Origin of the sequence: Nocardia aurantia (assembly GCF_009604425.1) — a bacterium.
Taxonomy (GTDB): domain Bacteria; phylum Actinomycetota; class Actinomycetes; order Mycobacteriales; family Mycobacteriaceae; genus Nocardia; species Nocardia aurantia.
In genome coordinates this window covers 1-24,063 of sequence record NZ_WEGI01000002.1, presented here as the reverse complement: position 1 = coordinate 24,063, position 24,063 = coordinate 1, and the positions used below count along the sequence as shown (strand labels likewise).

Sequence of the window (24,063 nt, the reverse complement as noted above, 5' to 3'; positions counted from 1 at the left end):
GCGACCGGCTCGGTCGGATTGGTCGAATACGGCTCGGCCGCAGTTGCTCTGGTCGCCCGCAGGCCGTGAATGGGGTGCGCCGTGACTTCCGTGGACGAATTGCTGGCAGCGGCCCGGTCCGGCTCGATGCGGGCCATCGGCCGACTGCTGAGTCTCGTCGAGAGCGATCGGCGCGACGAAGTACTCGCCGCCGTCGAACCCGGTGCGGTACAAGTGGTCGGCGTCACCGGCCCGCCGGGCGCGGGCAAGTCGACCACCATCGCCGTCATGGTCGCCGGTTATCGCGAACGCGGACAACGAGTTGCGGTCCTGGCCGTCGACCCGTCCTCGCCGTACAGCGGCGGCGCGTTGCTCGGCGACCGGATCCGCATGGCCCAGCACATCAACGACCCCGACGTGCTGATCCGCTCGGTCGCCACCCGAGGCCACCTCGGTGGACTCGCGGCGGCGGTCCCCGCCGCCATACGCCTGCTCGCCGGCCTCGGCTACGACCTGATCCTGCTGGAGACCGTCGGCGTCGGACAGTCCGAGATCGAGATCGCCGCCGTCGCCGACCCGACCCTGGTGATCCTGAATCCCGGTGCGGGAGACGCGGTCCAGGCTGCGAAGGCGGGCCTGCTGGAGGTCGCCGACATCCTGGTGGTCAACAAGGCCGACCGCGACGGCGCCGATCAGACCGTCCGCGAACTGCGCCAGGAAACCCACGCCCCCATCCTGAAACTGGTCGCCGCCCGCGGCGAGGGTGTCACCGAACTGCTCGAGGCCGTCGACGCCCACCACCGCGCCGACACCCCCGAACGCCGCACGGCGAGAGCCCGATCCCAGATCCTGTCCCTCGCCCAGACCCGCCTGCGCACCCACCCCGACCTGGACACCCTCGCCGTGGCCGTGGCCGCCGGCCACGGCGACCCCTACACGGCCGCCGAGAACCTCCTGCGGCCGGCCGAATCGGGAGCAGCGCTACCCTGACCGCGAAAACCTGCTGCGCCCAGCCGAATCCGCAGTGGTATCACTCCGGCCGAATATGACCGCGCCGGCGTCCGCCGTGAGTGCCCGGTCGATTGTCGCGTGGCGACCGCTGTCGCCGCGTGGATGTGTCGGCCGGCGAACCGTTCTGTGTCTCGGCCGCACCGGCCGGCCGGTCGCGTCGCCGGGAAGCGATGGCGCTCAGCGAATGTGAGGAGTTGTCGATGACGACACCACCTGCCGAACCGGAGGTGCGGACCATCACCGGAACCGTCCGGGGGCGCCGCGAGGGGGACCTCGCGGTGTTCCGCGGCATCCCGTTCGCGCAACCGCCCGTGAGGGAGTTGCGGTTCGCCGCACCACAACCGGCGCACCCGTGGGACGGGGTGCGTGAGGCGACGGCGTTCGGCCCGCCCCCGCCGCAGGACATCGTCGTGCCGGGCCGCACCGGCGGTTTGTCCGGCGTCGCCACCGGCGACGACTGGCTCACCGTGAATGTCTGGACGCCGCGGCCGGATCCGGCCGCGCGCCGCCCGGTCCTGGTCTGGATCTACGGTGGCGCCTACAAACTCGGCTTCTCCGGCAGCCCCGGTTACGACGCGCAACACCTCACCCGCGCCGGTGACCACGTCGTGGTCAGCTTCAACTACCGCGTCGCCATGGAGGGATTCGCCCACTTCGAGGGCGCCCCCGCCAACCGCGGCCTGCTCGATCAGGTCGCAGCTCTGGAGTGGGTGCGCGACAACATCACCGCGTTCGGCGGCGACCCCGACCGGGTCACCGTCTTCGGCGAGTCCGCCGGCGCCGGCTCCATCGCCGCCCTGCTGGCCATGCCCCGAGCGAAAAACCTGTTCCGGCAGGCGATCCTGCAGAGTCCACCCGGCACCTTCTACTCCGACGCCCTCGGCCGTGACATCGGCGCCGCGCTCGCAGCCGGCCAGGGCCTGCGCGCCACCGCCGATGACCTGGCCACGGTCGACCCGCACGAATTGGTCGGCGCGGCAGCCGGACTCACCGACGAACTCGGCTGGGACCGCACCCGCTGGGGCGCGGTCGCCGACACCATCACCCCGTACTCCCCGGTGGTCGACGGCGACGTCCTGCCGACCGACCCGTGGACCGCCCTCGCCGCCGGCTCGGCCCGGGACGTGCGAATCATCGTGGGCCACAACCGCAACGAATGCCGCCTGTTCCTGTTCCTCGGCGGCGCGCTCACCGGCATCGACGAAACCCGCGCCACCGCCGCCCTGCGTGCCACCGGCCCCGGCCCGGCCCCCGAATCCGCCTATCGCGCAGCCTATCCCGCCGCCTCCCCGGAACAGCTCCTGGAATACGTCCAATCCGACCGGCTGTTCCGGATGCCCGCGATCCGCCTGGCCCAGGCTCAACGTTCCGCCGGCGGCACCGCACACGTCTACGAGATCACTTGGCCCGCACCGGGTAACGAGGCCCTGGGCGCCTGCCACGGCCTCGACGGCCCCCTGGTGTTCGGCACCCTGAGTGCCCACCTCGGCCCCCTGCTGTTCGGTCCCGAACCCTCCGCCGAGACCCGCGCCCAGTCGGCCCGGATCCAGCGCGCCTGGACCGATTTCGCCGCCACCGGCGACCCGGGCTGGCCCGCCTACGACACCCGAGGCCTGGTCCGGGTCTTCGCCGCCGAACCGGCGACCACCCCATACCCCGAGGCCATCTCCGAACGCCTATGGGCCGCACACGCATTCGGTGCCCTGCCGCTGGGATGAACGGTCCCCGGTGCGCCCCCGCCGGGCGGCGCACCGCGTTCACACCCCGTCAGCGCGCGTTGGCGGTGCAGAGCACCTCGCTGACCTTCGCCCCCGACCGGTCCGCCGAACCGGTGTCGGCCAGCAACGCCTGCGGGTAGTACCGGGAGAGAGTGGCATAGGCGGCGAACAACGCGGCGGAGCTGTCGGGACCCGAGCCGGTGCCCACCGCCTCGTCGCTGTAGACCAGCGCACCGCAGCCGTTCGTCCAACTCGTGAAGACACGGCAGTCGGTGGCGCCGTCCGTGGCACACGAGGCCAGGGCGTCGGACTCGGCCATCGCACCGCTCAGCGCGTTGTTCGAGGTGCCGTAGCTCCAATCGTCGATGCTGAACGCGATCGCCCCATGCAGCCCGGCAGCGTTCGCCGTGCCGGCCGCGATCACCGATCCGGCCGCAAGCCCCATCGTCACGACCGCGACGGCCGCCTTACCCATGAACCTCATCGAGCACTTCCTCTGGAACACATAAGAAATCGAACCGAATGGATCATGTCCGAACACCCCCCGATCGGTCCAATCCGGACATCCTATGACTCCGTGAGGAACCCGGTTCCGATCGGCGTCTTCCACTGCACGTAAGCCGTTCCCGCCGGAGTACTAGCGGGCCGGCGGCTCACTATCGGGGGAGCGCCTCGCGCCGGTCCCGGTCGCCGGATCCGGGCCGCCCGGCGGTGCGACGCCGTTCCGGACGGCGGCCGCGATCACGTCGACGGCCCAGGTGAGCGCGCGGCCGGCCTGATCCGAGTCGAGCTTCCACAGCGCGGTCAGTCGCTCGAAAGTGCCGGGGTCCCACAGCAAGTCGAGGATCGCGACCGCCATTCGCCGGCGCTCCTCTGGCCAGCCGGTGGCTTCGGCGGCCACCGCCGCGATCAGCGCCTCCCGCCGGTTGGTGTCGACGGCGGCCAGCGCCGGCTCCTGCGGCCGTTCGACAGTCCAGTGCCGCACCGCGTATGAGGGCAGGTGGGCAAGAATCCGCGCGGTCACCGGTGCCAGATCGGTCAGCGCCAGCCCCGAGTAGGTGACCCCGGACTCCTCGCCCAGCCGCCGCATGATCGCCTCGTGCAGCTCGTGCTCGCTGGGGAAGTGCCGATACACCGTCCGCTCGCTGACCCCCGCGCGCTCGGCGACCGCGCGAAAGGTCAGACCACGCCAATCCCATGCGGTCAGCCCGTGCACCAGCTCCGACCCGGCCGTCAGGATGCGATCCCGCGTCTGCGCGGCCCGTTCCCGCCGCACCGGACTGTCGTAGGCGCGACGTGCCGCACCGCCCTCGGCCGACGCGGCATCGGCTTCCGCCGCGCGTTGAACAGGCGAGACAGCGTACGGATCGTCTCCTCTGCCGGTGGCGGCCACGTCGGATGGATGCGGCTCACCCCTGGCCGTGCCGGTGGCAGCTAAGTCGGGCGAAGCCGGGTCACCGCCGGCTGTGCGGGTGGCGGCAACGTCGGATGGATCCGGCTCCTCAGCCCTGGCCGTGCCGGTGGCGGCTACGTCGGGTGAATCCGCGTCACCCCCGGCTGTGCCGGTGACGGCCGCGTCGGCTGAATCCGCGCCGTCTCCGGCCGTGCCGGTGGCACCCGCGCCCGGACCCGCCGCTTCGGTCGAGCGGCAACCGGTTTCGGGTTCTGCCGGCGAGGGGGAGGGGGAGGGGTCGTTTGCGTCGATCGGGCGAATCTCCTGTGCGGGTCACGTATTCGTGTCATGATACTGACGCGAATTCAGTCGGGCCGACACCCGGCCGATTCGGCGCCGGACATCCCGCGCCGACCGGCCGGCGCCGACCGCTTCCACGACATCGATTTCCTTGCAATGCAACGGGATTCGGTCGGCGAGGGTGACCCGCCTGTACGCCTGGCTCGGCGAGCCGGTCACCGGCGAGTTCTCTGCCGGGATGCGGCAGTGGTGGCACGACAACGCCGAGAACCGCGAAGCCGACGGGCATCCCGACCCCGCCGCCTTCGGCCTGGACTTCGACGAGGTCCGGCCGCTGTTCGCCGAGTACGTCGCCCGCGCGGCGGCGTGGACGGCCACAACGACAAGGAGTGATCGACCCATGACCATCGACCTGACCGGCGGCATCCCCGCCGACCGCGAGAACATCTTCGCGCAGCGGCCGGAGAATCCGGAGATGCGGGATTCGGTCAGCATGTGGATCTTCGACGACCGCGGCGCGGTCGCGCTGCCCCGGATCGGCATCGAAGCCGTTGCGGCGCAATGGGACGACCGCGACCATCAGCTGAACCTGACCCTCGCCGACGGCCGCGCCTACCGGCTGCGCGAACCCGGCAAGGCGCATCCGGTCGAGGACGGCAGCGGCCGTCCCGCCGTCCTCGGCGCGGGCCCGCTGGCCTTCCGCTGTGTGGAACCGTTCCGCACCTGGACCGCGACCTTCCGCGGCGCCGCTGTCGAAACCTCCACGGCCGCACTGACTCGCGCCGAGGTCGACGGTCCCCGGGTGGATCTGGAATTCGAGGTCGAGGCCACCATGGCGGTGCCGCCGTGGATCCAGGGCTCGCTGCTGCCCGAGGCGAAGGCGCTGCTGGACGGTTCGGTGGAGGGCGATCTGATGGGCGGACCCCGCTACGAGCAGTTGTTCCGCGCCCGCGGCGTGGTGCGGGTGCGCGGCGAGGAGCACGAGTTCACAGGCGGCGGCCTGCGCATCCGCCGCCAGGGCGTCCGGCAGCTCACCGACTTCTGGGGCCACTGCTGGCAGTCGGCGGTGTTCCCGAGCGGAAAAGCGTTCGGCTACATCGCTTACCCGCCGCGCGCCGACGGTCGGCCGACCTTCAACGAGGGCTACCTGTTCACCGGCGACGGCGCACTGATCCCCGCGCGGGTAGTCCAGGCCCCGTGGCTGTCGCGCGTCGTGCCCACCGGCGAGGACGTCTCGCTGGTACTGGAGTCCGAACAGCTCGGCCGGGTCCACATCGTCGGCGAAACCCTCTTGGCCACACACGATCTCACCGATCGCGGCAATTTCCCGGCCCTGCAGCAGACCGCCGTCCGCTACACCTGGGACGGTGAGGAGACCTACGGCATGCTGGAACGCTCCAGCATGCGCGACAAGGTCCAGGGTCTACCGGCATGAGCGGTCAGGGCGCGGAGGCGGCAGCGCAGCGTCACCTCGGAGAGCCCCCGGTCATGCCGCGGGGTTACAGCATGAGCGGTCAGGGCGTGGAGGCGGCCATGATGCCACCCGGGCATGACCGCATCGTGGACGCTGATCGACCCGGCTGGGCGCCGACGATCGGACGTGCGACAGTGGAGGGTATGAACGATCACACCGTGGCCGCGACCCTGGCCGCGGAGGCGGGCGAACTGCTCCTCGCCATCCGCGACGAGGGCGGCGCCGCCGGCGACCGGAAATCGGACGATCTGCTGCTGGCCCGCCTGGCCGAGCTGCGCCCGGACGATGCCGTGCTGTCGGAGGAGAGCACCGACGATCCCGTTCGGCTGCAACGGGATCGGGTGTGGATCGTCGATCCGCTCGACGGCACCCGGGAATACGGCGAACCGCCGCGGGTCGACTGGGCGGTGCACGTCGCGCTGGCGATCGACGGGGTGGCCCGGATCGGCGCGGTGGCATTGCCGGCGAGTGGGATCGTGCTGCACACCGGCGAGCCGCCGGTGGTCCCGCCGCGGCCGGACGGACCGATCCGGGTGGCGGTGTCGCGCAGCCGGGCCTCGTGGGAGGTGCGGGAGCTGGTCATGCGGCTGTCGGCCGCCACGGTGCCGATGGGTTCGGCGGGCGCCAAAGCGATGGCCGTCGTACGCGGCGACGCCGACGTGTACGCGCACTCGGGCGGCCAGTACGAATGGGATTCCTGCGCACCGGTCGCGGTGGCGGCGGCCGCCGGGCTGCACGTCTCCCGGATCGACGGTTCGCCGTTGCGCTACAACCGTCCCGATCCGTACCTGCCGGATCTGCTGATCTGCCGCCCGGAATTGGCGGACAAGGTGCTCGGCGCGCTCGCCGGCTGATCGAGAAACGAAGCGGGCCGCCACAACTGGTCGTTGCGGCGGCCGCGATCATCGGAATTCCCCTGGTCCGGGGTCGCCGGATCGGGTACGGGCGTCGTTGCCCCGGGAGTCCTTGCAGCGACTAGCTGCAGGCCGGAACCGCGGCGCCGCCGCCCTGCAACGCGAGCAGAGCACAGAAGGTGGTGGCGGCGACCTTCCAGCTGTCGCCGTCCTTGACCGCCTGGCCGGTCTGATCCGGCAGGACCGGGTTGCCCGCCATGTTCAGCGTGTACTTCACGTCCGCGTGGGTCGCGTCCTTCAGCGTCACACCGGCCACGGTCACGCTGGTGGCCTGCGCCTGCGGGTTGGACGCGGTAGCGGCCAGCACGGGCGCGAACTGATCGCCCTTCTCCACGAGCGCGGCCCGCGACGCGGCGGGGGCGGTGCCGTTGAAGAAGCCGACGAAGGCATCGGTGATGGCCTTCGTGGTCGCCGGGTCGGCCGCCGCGGCGGAGCCCGAGGAGGCGGCCGAGGAGCCGGCGGCGGCACTGGTGGCCACCGCGGACGAGGTGGCCGAGCTGCTGTCGGACTTGTCGTCGGAGCAGCCGGACAGTGCGGCCGTCGCGACGGCCAGACACGCGATCGCGGTCATGGTGTGGCGGATGATGGGAGCGCGCATGGCGATTCCTCTCCGGCGCACGGAAGATCCCGGGCGCCGATTTGTTTGGTTACTGATTCCTCGCGCGAGGGCCCGGCCCGGCGATGTCGGTGCTCGGGCTCTGCCTCGGGCGGAGGTCGGAAGCGCGGATGGTGTGCGGTCGCGCGCTGTGACGGTCCACACCATATCCGTCACGCGCGCGCTGCACGGGCCTTTTCGTACGATTTACCGGATATTCGCCTTCATATCGTCGAGTCGCGCCAGAACGGGCCATCCACTCACGCTGAGCGCGTTGCCGTGCCCGGTCTGGTGGATGTCGAATACGGACTGGATGGCGGCGTAGAAGCCCTGCACATCCAGGGTCTGGTTGACCGCGCGCTTGGCCTGGCGCAGGCCGAACGGTGGCATCTTGGCGATCTGCTCGGCCCAGGCGCGGGCCTCGGTGTCCAGCTGATCGCGGGGGACCACCTTGTTGACCATGCCGACCTGCTCGGCCTCGTGCGCGCTCACCGGGCGGCCGGTGAACAGGATCTCCTTGGCCTTGCGCGGGCCGAGTTCCCAAGTGTGGCCGTGGTATTCGACGCCGCCGATGCCCATCAGCACGACGGGGTCGGAGAACTGCGCGTCCTCGGCGGCGATGATCAGATCGCACGGCCAGCACAGCAGCAGCCCGCCGGAGATGCAGCGGCCCTGGACCGCCGCGATCGACGGCTTCGGGATGTTGCGCCAGCGCAACGAGTACTCCAGGTACCGGCGGGACTCGTTGGCGACGATCAGTTCCAGCGTGATCTTGTCCGGGACGGGCCCGCCGCCGCGCAGATCGTGCCCGGCCGAGAAGTGCTTGCCCTCGGCCCGCAGCACGATCACCGCGACCTCCGGATCGTCGCCCGCGCGCACCCAGGCGGCATCCAATTCGTCCAGCAGCGCGGCATTCTGAGCGTTGGCGGCCTCGGGCCGGTTCAACGTGATGGTCGCGATCTTGTCGGCGACCGCGTAGTCGATGTAGGACATGGGACCTCTCTTCAGCCTCGAGGCAGCCCGAGCACCCGCTCGGCGATGATGGTGCGCTGGATCTCCGAGGTGCCGCCGGCGATGGTACCGGCGAAACTACGGGCGTACCGCTCGAACCAGCTACACGAGAAGTTGTCCAGGTTCATCGGCAGATACGAGGCGGTGAAGGCCGGATGCACCAGGCCGTCGGCGCCCTGTGAGTACAGCGCCTGCTCGGCGGCGGACTGGACCGCCTCGGATCCGAGGACCTTCAGGATCGACAGCGACTGGGTGTCCTGTTCCCCGCGCGCGGCTCGTGACAGCGCCTGCGAGCCCAGCAACCGCAGCGCCTGCAGATCCATCGCCAGGGTGGCGTAGCTGTCCTTGTCGAACACCGACTCCGGCCGGAAATCCTCGGTGAGTTCCTGCAACCGGTCCGCGAAACTCAGCCACAGCAGCGTGCGCTCGTGCCCGAGCGAGCCGTTGGCGACGGTCCAGCCGCCGTTGAGCGGGCCGAGCAGATTCTCCGCCGGCACCCGGGCGTTCTCGAAGAACACCTCGTTGAAGTCCAGATCGTGCGGTCCGCAGATCGAGGCGAACGGCCGCCGGGTGACGCCGGGGGTGTCGGTGGGGATCAGCAGCACGCTGATGCCCTTGTGCTTCGGCGCGTCCGGATCGGTGCGCACGAAGGTCAGCAGCACGTCGGCGTCGTGCGCGCCGGAGGTCCACACCTTCTGCCCGTTGACCACGAAATGGTCGCCGTCGCGCACCGCGCGGGTGCGCAGCCCGGCCAGATCCGAACCCGCGCCGGGTTCGCTCATGCCCAGGGCCGCGGTGATCTCCGCGCGCAGGATCGGCACGGCCCAGCGCTGCTTCTGCTCGTCGGTGCCGAAGGTCAGCAGCGACGCGGCGATGATGCCGAGACCCTGCGGGTTGAAGCTGTGGTAGATCCGCCGCTTCGACAGCTCCTCCAGGTGCACATACTGTTGCAGCACACCGGCATTGCGGCCGCCGAACTCCGGCGGGTTGGCCGGCAGCAGCCAGCCGTTGTCGAACAGCAGCCGCTGCCAACGCCGGGCCCATTCCGGCACGTCGGCGCTGGAGCTCGCGCGTTCGGTGGTCTCCGCCGCGTCGGGCAGATGTTCCTCGAGGAAGGCCACGAACTCGGCGCGGAATTCCTCGACGTCGGCGTCAAAGGACAGTTGCATGGTACTCCTCGGCGATCAGCGCGCGATGCTCGGCGGCGCCGCCGAGCATCAGCTCGCCGGCCTTCGCCCGCTTCAGCGCGAACTGCAGGTCGTTCTCCCAGGTGAAACCCATTCCGCCGAACAACTGAATGCCGTGGCGGAACACCAGGGACTGGCATTCGCCCGCGCTCGCCTTGGCCATCGCGGCCGCGACCCGGCGGCGCGGATCGTCCTCGGCGATGGTCAGCGCGGCGTAATAGGCCAGCGCGCGAGCGCGTTCGATGGCGATGTACATGTCGGCGGCCTTGTGCTTCACGGCCTGGAACGAGCCGATCGCGACCCCGAACTGCTGCCGGTTGCGCACGTGCTCGAGCACCAGGTCGAGAATGCGCCGGCAGGCGCCGACGGTGGTGAGCGCCAGACCGGTCAGCGCGACGTGGCGGGCGCGCTCGACGTCGACGTCGGCGCGGGCCTCGTGCCCGACCCGGACCCCGGCGAACGACACGTCGGCGACGTGCAGCACCGGATCGAACACCGGGCTGCGGGTGGCGGTCACCTCGCTCGCGGGCACCACGAAGACGCCCGCGGGGGTGACCACGGCGAGGCGGTCGGCCCGGTCGCCGTCCAGCACGTGCCGGGCGGTGCCGGTCAGCACCCAGCCGCCCGCGTCGAGATTGGCCGCGACGCCGCCGTACACGGCGGCGCCGGACTGCGCCGAATCCGCGAAATCCGCTGCCAGCGGGGCGAATTGGCTCATCGTCGCCAGATAGGGAGTGGGATCGGTGGCCCGGCCCAGTTCTTCCAGCACGATGGCCAGCTCCACGGCGGCACTCGGATCGGTGAGCTCGGTCCAGCCTTGACGTACATAGGACTGCCACAGTGCCGTGCTGTCGCCACCCTTGTCGGCGACCTCACGGATCAGTGTCGGCGGGCACTGCTTCGCGACCACGTCGCGCACCGTGTCCTGCCACAACCGCTGGTCCGAGTCGAACTCGAAGAGCATCCCGGCTTGCCTCCTTGGCCCATGGTGACTTCACACCAAAGTGAGAATATCATTCTCTTATCACGAAAGTAATAGTCTCGAAAATGGGCGGGGACACACATACGTTGTGCACAATGCGCGCTTACTCTCCGGTACAGTGCACTCATGTTCTCCACACATGGCAGAGGACTGGTCCTCCGGTGAGCACTCCCAACGAAGAGCCGGCCTGGAAGCAGCGCGCTGTCGAGCGCTCCATCCGGACGGCCAAATTGCGTGCCGAGCAGCGCGTTCAGCGCTTCCTCGACGCCGCGCAGGCGATCATCACCGAGAAGGGCAGTACCGACTTCACCGTGCAGGAGGTCGTCGACCGCTCGCGGCAGTCGCTACGCAGCTTCTACCTGCAGTTCGACGGTAAGCACGAACTGCTGCTGGCGTTGTTCGAGGATGCGCTGGCCCGCTCCGCCGACCAGATCCGCGCCGCCGCGGCCGGGCAGACCGACCCGCTCGAGCAGGTTCGCGTCGCCGTCGAGTTGCTGTTCGAGCTGTCCCGCCCGGACCCGATCGCCAGCCGCCCGCTGTTCACCGATTTCGCTCCCCAGCTGCTGATTTCGCATCCGGCCGAGGTGAAGATCGCCCACGCGCCGCTGATCGCGTTGTTCGCGGAGTTGCTGGAGGCGGCGTCGGAGGCCGGTGAACTCCGTGCCGGGATCAATCCCCGCCGGATGGCGGCGATGACGATGCAGACGGTCATGTTCACCGCCCAATCCGCCGGTGGCGCAGACGATGCCACCATGCATCCGATCACCGCGGACGAGGTCTGGAACTTCTGCGCGCACGGCTTCGCCACACTCCGGTAGCGGCCGGTGGTCGCGGGCTCGGGATGCTGACCGCGGTTCTCGCGAGAACGGTATTCTCAAAGCGAGAGAGCATCACTTACACTCGGATTCATGTGGAGTGATCTTCTCGCGAGCCTCGCGGTGCGGCAGGTATCGACCGACAAGAACGGCACCGCCGGCGCTGCCGACAGCGCCGGCAGCGCGGTGTTCGAGGGGCAGAACCTGCCGCTGGACTACCACCGGATCTACGGTGGCCAGATCCTCGGCCAGTTCATGCAGTCCGCCACCGCGGTGCATCCGGACAAGGCGGTCAAGTCGATCCAGACCCTGTTCGCCAAGGAGGGTCACACCAGCGAGCCGGTGCGGTACGAGGTGACCACGCACCACGCGGGGCGCGCGTTCGCGACCGTGTCGGTCGTGGCCCGGCAGACCGATCGGGTGGTGGCGACCGCCTCGATCTCGCTGCACGCCGCCGAGGAAGGGCCGGTCGTGCAGACCGTGCCGGCCGTCCCGGCGCTGCCGAGCGCCGAGCACAAGGTGGAATTCAGCCTGATCCCGTGGGAGACCCGCGCCACGACCACGCTCGACGACCCCGCGGCCGGTTCGCCGGTGTACGAACTGTGGATGCGCACCCCCGAGGTCGATGCGGCCCTCGCACCCGCGCTGACCGCCTTCGCCACCGATCTGAACCTGATCGGCACCGCGCTGCGGCCGGTCGAGGGCGTCACCCAGGCCGACAGCCAGAAGAAGTTCGCCTCCGCGGTCACCTCGCACAGCCTGTGGTTCCATCGCCCGTTCCGCAGCGACGCGTGGCTGCTGCTGCGGCAGCACAGCCCGCTGCTCGCGCACAGCCGCGCCTTCGGCCGCGGCGACGTACTGACCGAGGACGGGCTACTGGTCGCCTCGTATGCCCAGGAAGCCCTGGTGCGCTTCAAATAACCCGACCCTCGACGAGAACGAGTCCGATATGGAACCGAAGACGCTTCCGGACAACAGCATTCGCGTGGTGCAGTGGGCCACCGGCAATATCGGCACCCGCGCGCTGCGCGCGGTGATCGAACATCCGGAACTGCGGCTGGCCGGGCTCCACGTGCACAGCCCCGACAAGGCCGGCCGCGACGCCGGTGAGCTCTGCGGAATCGGCCCGGTGGGCGTGCCCGCGACCGGTGACCTCGCCGACATCACCGCGCTCGGTGCGGACTGCGTGCTGTACATGCCCGCCCGCTTCGACGCCGACGAGGTGGTCGCACTGCTGGAATCCGGCGCGAACGTGGTGACCACCTGCGGTGAGTTCCACCGTCCCGCCGGGATGGATCCCGGGCTGCGCGACCGGGTCGAGAAGGCCTGCGCCGCAGGCGGATCCTCGGTGTACAGCACCGGATCCAGCCCCGGTTTCATCAGTGAGGTGCTGCCCCTGGCGCTGCTGTCGATCCAGCGTCGCCTCGACCGGCTCACCATCGACGAGTTCGCCGATCTGTCGCAACGTGATTCGCCGGACATGCTGTTCGACGTGATGGGTTTCGGGCAGCCGCTGACCGCGTTCGACGACCGGCGCGCCGGGCACCTCGCCGGCGCGTTCGGTCCGTCCCTGCGCATGATCGCCGATGCGACCGGGATCCCCGTGGACTCGGTGGCGGCCTTCGGCGAATATGCCGCCACCCCTGGCGAACTCACCATCGCCGCAGGCACATTGGCCGCCGGAACGGTTGCCGCACAACGGATCACGATCGACGCGCTCCGCGCAGGCGAGCCGGTGCTGCGGTTCCGCGCGAACTGGTACTGCACCAAGGACGTCGAACCCGCCTGGGATCTGCGCGACACCGGCTGGCACATCGCGGTGGAAGGCGACACCCCGCTGGACATCGACCTGAAGTTCCCGATCCCGTTGGAGCGCATGGCCGACACCGCGCCGGGCTACACCGCCCACCGCGCGGTCAACTCGGTCGCGGCGGTGGTGGCGGCGCCGCCGGGCATCCGCACCACCGTGGATCTGCCGCAGGTGATCGCGCGCCTGGGCTGACCCCGGCCCGCGGGGACGGCGCTCGTGCCGCCCCCCGCGGGACCGCTCAGGCCACCGGCACGCTGCTGCCGACGATGAGCGGCAACGATTCCCAGCCGCGCACGGTTGAGGTGGAGACGAGTTTCGCGTGGTCCCAGTCGACATCCCAGTCCGGGAATCGTTTCAGCAACTCCGCCATGGCGATTCGGCCCTCCAGCCGGGCCAGCGACGCGCCGAGGCAGAAGTGCAGACCGTAGCCGAAGGCCAGCTGATGCCGGATGTCGCGATGGATGTCGAAGCGGTCCCCGTCGGGCACCCGGCGCGGATCCCGGTTCGCGGCCGCGATCAGGACGAGCAGCGCGCTGCCCGCCGGCACCGTGGTCCCGTGGAATTCCGCGTCGGCGGCGACGTAGCGGCCGATCGCCGGGCCCGCCGGCTCCAATCGCAGGATCTCCTCGACCGCGTTCGGGATCAGCAGTGGATCCGCCGCCAGTTCCCGGCGCTGGTCCGGATTCTTCGCCAGGATCGAGCCGATCCAGCCGATCAGCCGCCCGGTGGTCTCGTTGCCCGCACCCGCCACCACCGTGAGGTAGGTGACGATCTCGTCCCGGGTGAGGGTCCGGCGCACCCGTGCTCGTCGTCGAATTCGGCGTGCAGCAGTTCGGTCATGATGTCGTCGGACGGATGCTCCGTGCGCCAGTCCAGATAGTCGTTGAACGCCTCGTTGCTCAGCGTCGCGCCGCCGCGGAAGTCGGCCTTCTCGCCGGGCTCGGTGCGCAGCGCCGAATCGGTCGCCTGCCGGAAGGCCACCTGATCGGCCTCCGGGATGCCGACCAGCATCCCGATCACGCGCATCGGCAGATTCGTCCCGACCGCGGCCATCAGATCGAAGCGATCGCTGCCGACCAGCGGATCCAGTGCGGCGGAACAATACCGGCGCACCTGCGGCTCCAGCGCGGCGATGCGGCGCGGAGTGAACATGCGCGCCAGCAACTTCCGGTGGATGTCGTGGCTCGGCGGGTCCTCCATGATCAGCGTGCCCGGCGGCAACTCGATGCCCGACTTGATCAGCTCGAGGATGTTGCCGCGGCCGGACCGGAAGGTCCGCCAATCGTGCAGGGCCCGATCACAATCGTCGAACCGGCTGATCAGGTGGAAGTCGTGCTTGTCGTTGTAGTAGATCGGGGCCTCCTCGCGGAGGCGGGCGAAGGTCGGATGCGGATCCTGCGCCAGGACCGGATCGTAGGGGTCCCAGTAGACGGCGTCGTCGGTACTCACGTGCGGGCCTTCCATTGTCGAACCGACGGCGGTCGCCCGTCCGGTCGCGCACATCGGCCTCGGCCGCGGGGGCACCGCGGATGCACACGACACCGTGACCGCCTCGCGCCCACTGTACGCCGATGCTTAACAGTCGTTCAGCATTTTGGGCCGTATCGGTCCCCGGCGCGGCGAATCCCGCTGTGCCGGAAACTCGTTCACCTCGGAAGGGGAGGTACGCCGATGCCGGCCGACCACACGGAATCCGCTGACCGGGTCACCGCTGCCGGAACGCCGCTGCGCCCGATCAGATTCGGCACCGGGCCCGGCCGGGTCGACGACGCCGCCGCCCTGCGCGTGGCGGGCCGGCACATCGAAAGCCTCGGTTACGCCGCGATATCCATGGCCGACCACTTCATGATCCCGTTCGCGCCGCTGCTCGCCCTTCAGGCGCTCGCCGACGCGACCGAGTCCGTCCGGCTCACCCAAACGGTGCTCAACCAGGACTTCCGGCATCCGGCGGTGCTCGCGAAAGAGCTTGCGACACTGGACGTCCTGTCCGGTGGCCGCCTGGAGGCCGGGCTCGGCGCCGGCTGGATGCGCGCGGAGTACGAGCACGCCGGCCTGCGGTACGACCGGGATTCGGTCCGCATCGCACGGCTCGAGGAGGTGGCGATCATCGTGGCCGGCCTGCTCGGCCCCGACCCGGTCGACTTCGCCGGCGAGCATTTCACCGTCACCGGCCTCACCGGGACACCCCGCCCACTGCAACGGCCCCGGCCGCCCGTCATGATCGGCGGCGGTGGCCGCAAGCTCCTGTCGGTCGCCGGCCGGCGCGCCGACATCGTGCAGATCGTGCCCCGGGCGCCCCGCACGCCCGGCGTCCCGATCGCCGGGACATTCGGCGCGGCCGCCTACGACGAACGCATCGCCTGGGTGAAAGCTGCGGCCGGACAACGATTCCCGGACATCGAACTGGCCGCCCAGTTGCTGGCCGTCACGATCACCGACGACCCCGACCACGCGTACACCATCGCCGCCGAGCGCATGCAACGCATGCTCCGCCGATCCGGCGGCGACATCACGGTCACCGCCGCCGATCTCGTCGCCGCGCCACTGGCGGCGATCGGCACCCTCGACGCCGTCTGCGAGCAACTGCTCCGGGTCCGGGAACGCTTCGGCATCAACTACTTCTGGGCCCCGGTCGGCTCCGAGCCGGAAACCCTGGCCCCGGTGATCGAGCGGCTCGCGGGCCGCTGATCCCGGGTTGCCCGCACTTACAACGGATCCGTTGACACCGGATGCACTGTGGCAGTGACCTTTCCGTCCTCGGTCTTGAACGTGATCGACGGCAGACTGCCGACGAATATGGGCCGATGCCCGGGCCGGAGTCTCATCGAGATGTCCTGGAACGTCTCCCGGATGAAGGGTGTGATGTCGGTGACGCCGGTGTTGACTATGTCCGAGGCATCCTCGGAACTCAACGAACCGATGAAAGCGGCGGTGTCTTCGATGTTCCCGGAATCCGGTGGTGTCGGATCCTTGGTGAGATCCGCGACGTAATACCGCGCGATGAACTGCGCACTGACAGCGCGCCGGGCCTCGTCGTCGCGTGCTGTGGCTTCGACCACCACCCCGACACAACTGTTCGGCAGTGCGGCGAGCCCGAATTCGAAAAGCCTGTTGTGGGCGGCCCACTTCGGACTTTCACCGTCCGCGGGCCAGCGCTCGGCTCGGAGTTTGCGTGTCTCGATCGCGTCCAGCTTTATAGCGAAGTAGCCGCTCGCGGAACGGGGATCGGATGAGCGTTCGTCGTGGTCCGCGGTCGTCACCGCCCCGCCCCCACATGCCTCCACTCGGCGCGGGCATTCGCCGCGTCCACCGGCCGAGGCCTGTGGAAGTCCGGCCGGCTCGGGCTCGAACTGTCGGCGGAAGCCTGCCAGATCAGTGCGACATGGCGCGCTTCGGCAACCTCGAGCGGCTCGGCCCACATATGGATCGAAGCGCCGACGGCGTGCGCATAGCGCAGGATGACATCGATCGTCGGATTGCTGCCCTCGATGTCCGACTCGAACCTGCTGATTCCGGATCGGTCGATCCCGATAGCGTCCGCCACTTGCGCCTGACTGATCTCGCGACGCTTGCGGATGCCGATGAGGTCGCGGAGCAATCGTCGTCGCGCCTTGGTCAGGTTGATCGCGTTTCTGAAGTTGCGTTCGCCCGCCAGATCGAGGGCTTGGACCTGCTCTCGTCGCGTCATATGTGCATTTTAACGCACCATCATGGGTCCGGGGGTGCGGGACCAACCGCCGCCGTCGTGGAACGGGGCCCAGCAATAGCCACGCTCCCGGAAAAATGTCTTCAGGTAGCGGGCGGCTTGCGTGATGTGCTTCCGCTGCCGTTCGGTGTTCTGCTGTCCGGAAAGGTGTGCGAGCTTGCTGTCCCGGAGCGTCACCCCGACTACGTGGTCTTGGAAGTTGATCGCTTCGCCGAAGTACAGGCGCCACTCGGTTCGCTTGTGGTCGTGCGCCTTGAACTCGCCCAGCCAGGGCGGATCCGGAACACCGTCAGGGGCGAACCGGAGTGGGCACCGGTAGTCGAGTTCGTCTTCGTACATGCTGCTGGCGCCGAGCCCGTCACCGGCGGCTTCCTCGATCTGTCCCTGAATACCGGCGGCGGCGAAGGGGTCCCACTGGCGCAACTCGGCGAGCTTCACGGTGACATCAGGCGACATGTCCCAGTGACATTTCCCGCGGATGACGCGATTGCCGTAGGGGAACGTGTGCGTTACTCGGTCGTCGCTCGACTCGCCAGACTCCTCGTCGCGGTTCATCCATTCCCCTCGCAGGTCGATTCCTGCCGCCGGATCCACTCTCCCTCAACGCATTGTTCTTCCCGCACGCCGAATCGGCCTTACTGGGAAGATAATTGGACACTACTGGTCCATCTCGTTCATGTCACATCGCCCGCCGGGGCCGATCCGCCCAAGTGGTGCGGATCGACCATCGCTGCCGAGGTCAGCGCACCGGTCGTGGCCCGACCACCGAGGCTCGCTCCACGATCCGGGTGTGCGGCCAGTAATCGCTTGCCGCGTAATGCTGTACGGCCCGGTTGTCCCAGAAGGCGACCGTATCCGGCTCCCACTTCAGCCGCACCTGGTGCTCCGGCGCGTCGACGGAGCGGGCGAGCCGATCGATCAGCGCCCGCGACGCGTCCGGCGCCAGGCCCTCGATGCGCTGCACGAACACCCGGTTCACGTATAGATGCCGCCGCCCGGTGGCGGCGTGCGTGCACACCACCGGATGCCGCACCGACGGGAACCGGGCCCGCATCTCCTCGTGCTGATCCGCGGGCACCAGATGCTGAAAAGCTTGCAGGAAATCGTGGATCGCGTCGAGATCCTCGATCTCCTCCCGGGTTTCGGCATCGAGGCTGTCGTACGCGGCATACATATCCGTGAACAATGTGTCGCCGCCGATCGGCGGTACCGCGATCGCGTGCAGAATCGCGCCCATGGACGGGAATTCTCGCCAGGTGACATCGTGATGCCAGGAATTCTCGTATCCGGAAACCGTCGCCGATTTCTCGAAGCGCACCAATTCCGGCTGCTCGTCGTTGGATCGGAGCGCCGGATGAATCTCCAGATCGCCGAACCGCCGCGCGAATGCCAGGTGCTGCGCCGGCGACACCGGCTGTTCCCGGAAGAACAGCACCTTGTAGTCGTGCAACGCCCGTCGCAGATCGGCGATCACCTCGTCGGCGAGTTCGGTGGTGAGATCGACCCCGCTGATCTCCGCGCCGAGGGTCACCCCCACCTGCCGCGCGTCGAAATGCTGCCACCGCAGTTCCGCGAGCCGATCCCGCTCGGCGGCCAGATGGGTGAAGGGCCCGGTGAGCAGCGGGGGATAAGCGGGCAGCGGCATCGCCCGCGGCCCCCCGACCGTCCGCTCCGCAACAGCCGACTCGGCCATGTGTCCTCCAGTTGTGAGAGCTGTAGTCGCTTGACTACAGGGTAGGTGCCCGGACACCCGCACCCGGGCCGAACGGACGCGCGCCACCGGCCCGGACCTCGCTGAACAGCCGCAACGCCGCCCGCGCGGATTGGATTCACGCTGATTCCAGCGCCGAACCCGGCATTCGCGCCGATCCCGGCGCCGACCGGCCGGGGCCGGGCGGGGTCGTCCCCGGACGGGCGCCGCGGCCTCCGTTAGCGTGGACGGATGACCGAACGCCGAGCGGCGCCGCCGCGCGAGGGGCCCACCGGGCGCGAGGCCGTGGCCGCGGCGGTGCTGACCCACGCCGCGGACCTGTTCGCCGAGCGCGGTCCCACCGCGACCTCGATCCGCGACATCGCCGAGCGCGCCGGGGTGAACCACGGCCTGGTGTTCCGGCACTTCGGCACCAAGGACGAACTGGTCGGCCAGGTCCTCGACCACCTCGGCGCGGAATCCGGCGCCCTCGCCGCCGCCGGGGGATTCTCGGTCACCGACCGCAGATTCGCCCGGCACCTGCGCGTACTGGCCCGCTGCATCCTCGACGGCTACCCGGTCGAGACATTGCAGCAACGATTCCCGGTCATGCGGCAATTGCTGGAACGCACCCGCGCCGAACACGCCGACGACCGCGCCGCCGCCCTCGCCGTCGCGCACGCCGCCGCCTTCGGCCTGGGCTGGCAACTGTTCGAGCCGTTCCTCCGCGCCTCGACCGGCCTGCAGGACCTCCCGGACGCGGAACTCGGGGAGCTGATCGGCGACCGGATCGGCCGTCTGCTGGCCGGCGACGACCGGAGCTGACCGCTTCGGCATCGTGGCGGCGGCCGTTCCGCAACGGTCACGTCTGCGCCGCCCGCCGATTCACCGCCGCCGTGGCGGGTAGCCACGAATCCGAGACGTTCGATTCCATTCGGCGATCGGAGGAGATCATCGTGACCGAGCACAAGACCGGACCACGGGAAGCGGCGGAGGGTGTCGTCGAGGACGCCAAGGGCAAGGCGAAGGAAGCGGCCGGCGCCCTGACCGGCAACGAGGAATTGAAGAAGGAAGGCCGGGCGCAGCAGGACAAGGCGCGGTCGCAGCGCACCGCGGCCCAGAAGGAGGCCGAGGCGGAGAAGGCCCGCGGCGAAGCGAAGGTCGACGAGGCTCGTCAGCAGAGTTTCCAGCGTGACTGATATCGAAGTGCCGGGGGGTCCGGGTGCGTGTTCCGGCAAGTGAGCGATCCGCGGGGCCACGGCCCGCCGCCGTCGTGGTGGTGATCCCCGCACACAACGAACAGGATCGTCTCGGTGACTGCCTGGACTCCGTCCTGCGGGCCGCGGCCCGCATCGAGACGCCCGTCCGAGTGGTCGTGGCCCTGGATTCCTGTACCGACGGCACGGCCCTGACCATCCCCGCCGGAGTGTCGGCGGTCCGGATCGAGGCCGGCAACGTGGGCGCCGCCCGCCGCGCCGGCTTCGATTCGGCTGCCGCCCAGGGCATTTCGCCCGCGCGGCTGTGGTATGCCACCACCGACGCCGACTCCCGGGTGCCCCCTGACTGGCTGCGGTGCCAGCTGCGGGACGCCGCCGTCTTCGACGTCGCCGTCGGAACGGTCGAGGTGGCCTGGTCGCAGCGGCCGGCGACGATCCGGACGGACTACGAAAAGCGCTACCGCCGAGCGATGTCCACACCGCATCTGCATGTCCACGGGGCCAACCTGGGAGTGTGGGGGCACTGGTACCGCGCCGTCGATGGTTTCGCGGCGTTACCCGCGGACGAGGACGTGGACCTGGTGACCCGGCTCGGGCGGGCGGGAGCCCGGGTCGGCTGGATCGCGGACAACCCGGTGCTGACCTCCGATCGGCGGGACAACCGGGTTCGCGGCGGGTTCGCCGGGTATCTCGACGATATCGAGCGCGCGGGCTGAGGGAGGGGGTCAGCATGACGGTTGAATACCTTGCGCGGCACGATGTTCCGGCCCGGGAGGCGCGCTCGTGGCCACTGCCCGGCAGCGGCGCGACCGGCGCGCGTTGGAATGCGCTGCTGGACACCGCCCGTCGTGACATCGTGATCGGCCGGCTCGCGGAGGCCCATGCCGACGCCGTCGCGATCACCGCGGAACTGGACCGGCCCGGCCCGGAAGCCGATGAGCTGTGGGGTGTCTGGGCGGCCCGGGCCCCCGGTGCGGCGCTGCGCGCCGAGGAGCGCGACGGCGCGTTCCGGCTGCGCGGCCGCAAGATGTGGTGCTCGGGCGCGGGTATCTGCACCCACGCCCTGGTCACCGCCGAGCACGGCGACGGCGAGGCGCTGTTCACGGTGCCGCTGGCCGCCCCCGGTGTGCGGGTGCGCCCGGAGACCTGGGCCGGGATCGGCATGGCCCGCGCGGCGACCCTGACCGTGGACTTCGACGGGGCACAGGCGCAGTGGACCGGATCGGCGGAGCAGTACCTGCACCGAGCGGGATTCTGGCACGGCGCGATCGGGGTGGCGGCCTGCTGGCTCGGTGGCGCGCTCGCGGTCGCGGCGCCCCTGTACGCCGCCGATCGCCGAGACCTGTTGTGGGAGGCCGATGTCGGGGCCGTCGACGCCGCCCTCTACGGCGCCCGCGCCACATTGGCGGCCGCGGCCGCGGAGATCGACGCCGCCCCGGCGGACCGGGCGGCCGCCCGGATCCGGGCCCGGCGAGTCCGCGCGGTGATCGAGGACGCGGCGGCGCTCACCCTGGACCGCGTGGGTCGTTCGCTCGGCGCCCGGCCGCTGGCGATGGATCCCGCCCACGCCCAGCGGGTCGCGGACCTGACGGTCTATCTGCGGCAGAGCCACGGCGACCGGGATCTGGCCGATCTGGGACATGCGGTGACACGCCGATGAGCATCGCGCGATTCGCCGGGTGCGGGCTGGACCGCCCCGGCACCCCCCGCGCGGCCTGGGAACCGTGGCTGCGCCGACTGCCCGAATTCGATTCGGCCCCATGGACGGACCGCCCCTTCGTGATCGTCGCGCCGCATCCCGACGACGAGGTCCTCGGCGTGGGCGGAATCGCGACGATGCTGGCGGCCGCGGGCGGGGAGGTCCGGATCGTCGCCGTCACCGACGGCGAATCCTCGCATCCCGGATCCCCGACCGTTACACGCGCCGCTCTGGCCGCCCGCCGGAGACACGAATCCCGCTCGGCCGCAGACGCTCTCGGCATCCACGATATCGTCCGGTGCGGTCTGCCGGACGGTGCGGTGAGCGCGCACACCGACCGGCTGGCCGATCTGCTGTCCCGGCACCTGCCGCCCGGCGCCGTCGTCGCGGTCCCCTTCGCCGCGGACGGGCATCCCGATCACGAGGCGACGGCCCGTGCGGCCCGCGCGGCCGCCGCCCACGCCGCCACCGTGATCGAGTATCCGATCTGGATGTGGCACTGGTCGTTTCCCGGGGATCCCGAAATCGACTGGGGTCGCGCACATCGCGTCGAACTCACCGCCGCGGCGGTGGCCCGCAAGCATGCCGCCGTGGCATGTTTCGAGAGCCAGATCCGGCCACTGTCACCGGATCCCGCCGATCGCGCGGTGCTCCCGCCGTGGATCCTGGACCGGCTGCTGCGCGAGAACGAGGTAATCCTGTGGTAGGACCGCGCAGCGATCCGGAGTTCTTCGACGCCAAGTTCCGCGCCGATCCCGACCCCTGGCGGTTCGACACCCGCTGGTACGAACGCCGCAAACGCGCCCTGCTGATGGCGCTGCTGCCGCACGAGCGCTACCGCCTCGCCCTCGAACCCGGCTGTGCCAACGGACATCTCACCGCCGCGCTGGCCCAACGCTGCGACCGGGTGATCGCGACCGACATCGCGCCGCGCGCGGTGGAACTCACGACCCGGCGCTGCGCCACGATGCCGGCCGTGGAGGTCCACCGCTGGGGCCTGGGACAGCCGTGGCGATGGCCCGGCGATCTGGACCTGCTCTTCCTCAGCGAGGTCGCCTACTATCTGACCGCCGACGAACTGACCCGCACCGCAACCGATCTCGCATCGCGGCTGGCGGTCGGCGGCACGATCGTGCTGGCACACTGGCGCCACCCGGAACCCGACCACCAGCTGACCGGCGATCACGCCCACGACCTTGTCCTCGCCGCACTCGCGCACCGTCCCCGGGCACACTACGACGACGCGGATCTTCGCGTCGACGTGCTCGAGACGGTATGAGGCCGATTCACGCCATTGGATATAAGTTCACGCGGCGGCCGGTTAGCATGGCATTCGCGGTCACGAGGACGAAGTCCGCACTGCGTTTCCTGTCTCCCAACGGCATTGCCTTACCGGCACCGAGCACTTCAACCGGTCGAGATCACCGGGCCGGCGCGCGAGCGACGGTCCGGCAATCCTCATGTGCACCTATTGTCGCAGGTGAAGATAGAATGACATATCCCTTTCGCGTGGTTACACTTCGGCCGTGCAGAGAGTCAAACTATCCGGGATCCGCACTCGGATTCTCGCCATCGCCTTCGTCCCGAGTCTCGCACTGTTCGGAATCGGCGTGGGCTACACCATCGCGCTCGAGGACGATGCCGGCAGAGCCGAAGACTTCTCGCGATCCATGGCCGGTGGCCTCGCCTTCACCAAGGAGCTGATGACGGCGGAGGAGGACGAGCGCCTGCAGTCCATCGCGCATCTGGCCGGGCAGGATGCCGGCCCGCAGGCGTTGCCCGCCGCCCGGGCGCGAATGGACAAGGCGCTGGCCGGACTCGCCGCCGTCGGTTCACCCATCCAGCATGTCGGCGGCGCCGACATGGACGCGAAAATGGCCGCCACCCAGAAGCTCATCACGGTGCAGCTGCCGGCCGTGCGGGCCGGCGTCGACGCGGGCGCGGTACCCGTCCCCGACGTGTACAAGTTCTATACCGCGATCCTCGACGGCGTGGACAAGGGCAGCAAGATCGTCGGCCAGAGCGCGCCGACCATCAATACCGCGATCTACCAGATGATCTCGCTGAAGCTGTTCCAGGCCCTCGAGGCGAATTCCCGGGCCAACGCGCTCAGCCTGGCCGCCATCGGCGGCGATCTGTCGCCGGCGCTGCTCACGGAATTCGGCAACAACGTCGGTCTGTACCATTCGCTGATCAATCAGCTGGTCAACGACCTGGACGACACCGACGCGAAACTGGTCAAGGATCTGCTGGCCAGTCCCGCCTTCGCACAGGTGACCGCGATGGAGGACGCGCTGCTGTCGCCGGTGGCCCCGAAGAACGGTGCGCCGCCGGTCCTTCCGATGCCGATCGAGGAGTGGCGGACCGCCGTGAACTCGGTGGGCGAGCAGCTGTTCGCGATCATCATCCAGCAGAACGGCCGCGCCAACAGCGGCGCCGCGGATTTGGCGCATGAGCGGTCGCGGGCGGTGTTGGTCAGTGGTGGTAGTGCGATCGCGTTGGCGGTGGTGGCGTTCGCGATTGCGGTGTTGCTGGCGAATCGGATTATTCGGCGGTTGCGGC

25 protein-coding genes and 1 pseudogene are annotated in these 24,063 nt (G+C 69.8%); 15 read left to right on the top strand and 11 right to left on the bottom strand.

Annotated elements, in window-relative coordinates; genetic code table 11:
* Nucleotides 1-126 precede the first annotated feature (126 nt).
* Nucleotides 127-969 carry a methylmalonyl Co-A mutase-associated GTPase MeaB gene (gene meaB, locus NRB56_RS03520; RefSeq protein ID WP_406603437.1) on the top strand — a complete coding sequence of 281 codons (843 nt, stop codon included), beginning with the start codon at nt 127-129 and terminating at the stop codon, nt 967-969.
* A 221-nt stretch (nt 970-1,190) separates the two neighbouring features.
* Nucleotides 1,191-2,708 carry a carboxylesterase/lipase family protein gene (locus tag NRB56_RS03515; protein ID WP_153339090.1) on the top strand — a complete coding sequence of 506 codons (1,518 nt, stop codon included), beginning with the start codon at nt 1,191-1,193 and terminating at the stop codon, nt 2,706-2,708.
* Nucleotides 2,709-2,757: 49 nt separating this feature from the next.
* On the opposite strand, the gene NRB56_RS03510 is transcribed toward NRB56_RS03515, so the two are convergent.
* Nucleotides 2,758-3,192, bottom strand: a complete 435-nt coding sequence (locus tag NRB56_RS03510; protein WP_153339089.1) for a DUF4189 domain-containing protein — start codon at nt 3,190-3,192, stop codon at nt 2,758-2,760.
* A gap of 153 nt (nt 3,193-3,345) precedes the next feature.
* Nucleotides 3,346-4,101 (bottom strand): TetR/AcrR family transcriptional regulator, encoded by a 756-nt coding sequence (locus NRB56_RS03505; RefSeq protein WP_319942501.1) that lies wholly within the window; start codon nt 4,099-4,101, stop codon nt 3,346-3,348.
* Between the two features lie 700 nt (nt 4,102-4,801).
* On the opposite strand from NRB56_RS03505, the gene NRB56_RS03495 reads away from it, so the two are divergent.
* Nucleotides 4,802-5,836, top strand: coding sequence for a hypothetical protein (locus tag NRB56_RS03495; protein ID WP_153339502.1), 1,035 nt, complete (start codon nt 4,802-4,804; stop codon nt 5,834-5,836).
* A gap of 182 nt (nt 5,837-6,018) precedes the next feature.
* On the top strand, nt 6,019-6,729 hold the full coding sequence (locus NRB56_RS03490; RefSeq protein ID WP_153339088.1) for a 3'(2'),5'-bisphosphate nucleotidase CysQ: 711 nt from the start codon (nt 6,019-6,021) through the stop codon (nt 6,727-6,729).
* A 121-nt stretch (nt 6,730-6,850) separates the two neighbouring features.
* Here the strand turns inward: NRB56_RS03490 and NRB56_RS03485 are convergent, their stop codons facing one another.
* The 4 genes from NRB56_RS03485 to NRB56_RS03470 form a co-directional block, all read right to left on the bottom strand.
* Nucleotides 6,851-7,387, bottom strand: a complete 537-nt coding sequence (locus NRB56_RS03485; RefSeq protein ID WP_153339087.1) for a hypothetical protein — start codon at nt 7,385-7,387, stop codon at nt 6,851-6,853.
* A 204-nt stretch (nt 7,388-7,591) separates the two neighbouring features.
* Nucleotides 7,592-8,377, bottom strand: coding sequence for an enoyl-CoA hydratase (locus NRB56_RS03480; RefSeq protein WP_153339086.1), 786 nt, complete (start codon nt 8,375-8,377; stop codon nt 7,592-7,594).
* 11 nt (nt 8,378-8,388) lie between these two features.
* The gene (locus NRB56_RS03475; RefSeq protein WP_153339085.1) at nt 8,389-9,564 is read right to left on the bottom strand and encodes an acyl-CoA dehydrogenase family protein; all 1,176 of its coding nucleotides are present in this window, start codon (nt 9,562-9,564) and stop codon (nt 8,389-8,391) included.
* Nucleotides 9,548-10,546, bottom strand: coding sequence for an acyl-CoA dehydrogenase family protein (locus NRB56_RS03470; protein WP_153339084.1), 999 nt, complete (start codon nt 10,544-10,546; stop codon nt 9,548-9,550). The genes NRB56_RS03475 and NRB56_RS03470 overlap by 17 nt, the downstream gene beginning before the upstream one ends.
* Nucleotides 10,547-10,725: 179 nt before the next feature.
* Between NRB56_RS03470 and NRB56_RS03465 the strand changes: the two genes are divergently transcribed.
* The 3 genes from NRB56_RS03465 to NRB56_RS03455 all read left to right on the top strand — a co-directional run bounded on the left by NRB56_RS03465 (nt 10,726) and on the right by NRB56_RS03455 (nt 13,381).
* On the top strand, nt 10,726-11,382 hold the full coding sequence (locus NRB56_RS03465) for a TetR/AcrR family transcriptional regulator (RefSeq protein WP_319942500.1): 657 nt from the start codon (nt 10,726-10,728) through the stop codon (nt 11,380-11,382).
* 90 nt (nt 11,383-11,472) lie between these two features.
* Nucleotides 11,473-12,300 carry an acyl-CoA thioesterase gene (locus tag NRB56_RS03460; RefSeq protein ID WP_153339082.1) on the top strand — a complete coding sequence of 276 codons (828 nt, stop codon included), beginning with the start codon at nt 11,473-11,475 and terminating at the stop codon, nt 12,298-12,300.
* Entirely contained in the window at nt 12,269-13,381 is a 1,113-nt protein-coding gene (locus NRB56_RS03455; protein ID WP_227837163.1) for an NAD(P)H-dependent amine dehydrogenase family protein, read from the top strand. The genes NRB56_RS03460 and NRB56_RS03455 overlap by 32 nt, the downstream gene beginning before the upstream one ends.
* Nucleotides 13,382-13,427: 46 nt before the next feature.
* Here the strand turns inward: NRB56_RS03455 and NRB56_RS03450 are convergent.
* Nucleotides 13,428-14,653 (bottom strand): annotated as a pseudogene (locus NRB56_RS03450) (cytochrome P450).
* 207 nt (nt 14,654-14,860) lie between these two features.
* Between NRB56_RS03450 and NRB56_RS03445 the strand changes: the two are divergent.
* The gene (locus NRB56_RS03445) at nt 14,861-15,877 is read left to right on the top strand and encodes a TIGR03621 family F420-dependent LLM class oxidoreductase (protein ID WP_153339081.1); all 1,017 of its coding nucleotides are present in this window, start codon (nt 14,861-14,863) and stop codon (nt 15,875-15,877) included.
* Between the two features lie 17 nt (nt 15,878-15,894).
* On the opposite strand, the gene NRB56_RS03440 is transcribed toward NRB56_RS03445, so the two are convergent.
* From NRB56_RS03440 to NRB56_RS03425, 4 genes are all read right to left on the bottom strand, one after another.
* Nucleotides 15,895-16,449: a hypothetical protein gene (locus NRB56_RS03440; protein ID WP_153339080.1), complete on the bottom strand. Its 555-nt coding sequence runs from the start codon at nt 16,447-16,449 to the stop codon at nt 15,895-15,897.
* A complete protein-coding gene (locus tag NRB56_RS03435; protein ID WP_153339079.1) occupies nt 16,446-16,877 on the bottom strand; it encodes a helix-turn-helix transcriptional regulator in 432 nt (143 codons plus the stop codon). Before NRB56_RS03435 ends, NRB56_RS03440 begins: the two co-directional genes overlap by 4 nt.
* 9 nt (nt 16,878-16,886) lie before the next feature.
* Nucleotides 16,887-17,450 (bottom strand): hypothetical protein, encoded by a 564-nt coding sequence (locus tag NRB56_RS03430; RefSeq protein ID WP_153339078.1) that lies wholly within the window; start codon nt 17,448-17,450, stop codon nt 16,887-16,889.
* A 184-nt stretch (nt 17,451-17,634) separates the two neighbouring features.
* Entirely contained in the window at nt 17,635-18,588 is a 954-nt protein-coding gene (locus tag NRB56_RS03425; RefSeq protein WP_153339077.1) for a TauD/TfdA dioxygenase family protein, read from the bottom strand.
* 249 nt (nt 18,589-18,837) lie between these two features.
* Between NRB56_RS03425 and NRB56_RS03420 the strand changes: the two genes are divergently transcribed.
* The 7 genes from NRB56_RS03420 to NRB56_RS03390 form a co-directional block, all read left to right on the top strand.
* Nucleotides 18,838-19,410, top strand: coding sequence for a helix-turn-helix domain-containing protein (locus tag NRB56_RS03420; protein ID WP_153339076.1), 573 nt, complete (start codon nt 18,838-18,840; stop codon nt 19,408-19,410).
* A 131-nt stretch (nt 19,411-19,541) separates the two neighbouring features.
* Entirely contained in the window at nt 19,542-19,784 is a 243-nt protein-coding gene (gene mbp1 / locus NRB56_RS03415; RefSeq protein ID WP_319942499.1) for a microaggregate-binding protein 1, read from the top strand.
* A 23-nt stretch (nt 19,785-19,807) separates the two neighbouring features.
* Nucleotides 19,808-20,518 carry a glycosyltransferase gene (locus NRB56_RS03410; RefSeq protein WP_319942498.1) on the top strand — a complete coding sequence of 237 codons (711 nt, stop codon included), beginning with the start codon at nt 19,808-19,810 and terminating at the stop codon, nt 20,516-20,518.
* A gap of 14 nt (nt 20,519-20,532) precedes the next feature.
* Complete coding sequence (locus NRB56_RS03405) at nt 20,533-21,462, top strand: acyl-CoA dehydrogenase family protein (RefSeq protein ID WP_153339074.1); 930 nt, start codon at nt 20,533-20,535, stop codon at nt 21,460-21,462.
* Complete coding sequence (locus tag NRB56_RS03400) at nt 21,459-22,208, top strand: PIG-L deacetylase family protein (protein ID WP_153339073.1); 750 nt, start codon at nt 21,459-21,461, stop codon at nt 22,206-22,208. Before NRB56_RS03405 ends, NRB56_RS03400 begins: the two co-directional genes overlap by 4 nt.
* Entirely contained in the window at nt 22,202-22,780 is a 579-nt protein-coding gene (locus tag NRB56_RS03395) for a class I SAM-dependent methyltransferase (RefSeq protein ID WP_194290715.1), read from the top strand. Before NRB56_RS03400 ends, NRB56_RS03395 begins: the two co-directional genes overlap by 7 nt.
* A gap of 247 nt (nt 22,781-23,027) precedes the next feature.
* On the top strand, nt 23,028-24,063 hold a 1,036-nt coding region (locus tag NRB56_RS03390), incomplete at its 3' end, for a nitrate- and nitrite sensing domain-containing protein (RefSeq protein ID WP_319942497.1).

Coding starts and splice junctions, on each gene's coding strand:
- meaB (WP_406603437.1), top strand. CDS start 127: ATGCGGGCCATCGGCCGACTGCTGAGTCTCGTCGAGAGCGATCGGCGC.
- NRB56_RS03515 (WP_153339090.1), top strand. CDS start 1,191: ATGACGACACCACCTGCCGAACCGGAGGTGCGGACCATCACCGGAACC.
- NRB56_RS03510 (WP_153339089.1), bottom strand. CDS start 3,192: ATGAGGTTCATGGGTAAGGCGGCCGTCGCGGTCGTGACGATGGGGCTT.
- NRB56_RS03495 (WP_153339502.1), top strand. CDS start 4,802: ATGACCATCGACCTGACCGGCGGCATCCCCGCCGACCGCGAGAACATC.
- NRB56_RS03490 (WP_153339088.1), top strand. CDS start 6,019: ATGAACGATCACACCGTGGCCGCGACCCTGGCCGCGGAGGCGGGCGAA.
- NRB56_RS03485 (WP_153339087.1), bottom strand. CDS start 7,387: ATGCGCGCTCCCATCATCCGCCACACCATGACCGCGATCGCGTGTCTG.
- NRB56_RS03480 (WP_153339086.1), bottom strand. CDS start 8,377: ATGTCCTACATCGACTACGCGGTCGCCGACAAGATCGCGACCATCACG.
- NRB56_RS03475 (WP_153339085.1), bottom strand. CDS start 9,564: ATGCAACTGTCCTTTGACGCCGACGTCGAGGAATTCCGCGCCGAGTTC.
- NRB56_RS03470 (WP_153339084.1), bottom strand. CDS start 10,546: ATGCTCTTCGAGTTCGACTCGGACCAGCGGTTGTGGCAGGACACGGTG.
- NRB56_RS03460 (WP_153339082.1), top strand. CDS start 11,473: ATGTGGAGTGATCTTCTCGCGAGCCTCGCGGTGCGGCAGGTATCGACC.
- NRB56_RS03455 (WP_227837163.1), top strand. CDS start 12,269: ATGCCCAGGAAGCCCTGGTGCGCTTCAAATAACCCGACCCTCGACGAG.
- NRB56_RS03445 (WP_153339081.1), top strand. CDS start 14,861: ATGCCGGCCGACCACACGGAATCCGCTGACCGGGTCACCGCTGCCGGA.
- NRB56_RS03435 (WP_153339079.1), bottom strand. CDS start 16,877: ATGACGCGACGAGAGCAGGTCCAAGCCCTCGATCTGGCGGGCGAACGC.
- NRB56_RS03430 (WP_153339078.1), bottom strand. CDS start 17,450: ATGAACCGCGACGAGGAGTCTGGCGAGTCGAGCGACGACCGAGTAACG.
- NRB56_RS03425 (WP_153339077.1), bottom strand. CDS start 18,588: ATGGCCGAGTCGGCTGTTGCGGAGCGGACGGTCGGGGGGCCGCGGGCG.
- NRB56_RS03420 (WP_153339076.1), top strand. CDS start 18,838: ATGACCGAACGCCGAGCGGCGCCGCCGCGCGAGGGGCCCACCGGGCGC.
- NRB56_RS03405 (WP_153339074.1), top strand. CDS start 20,533: ATGACGGTTGAATACCTTGCGCGGCACGATGTTCCGGCCCGGGAGGCG.
- NRB56_RS03400 (WP_153339073.1), top strand. CDS start 21,459: ATGAGCATCGCGCGATTCGCCGGGTGCGGGCTGGACCGCCCCGGCACC.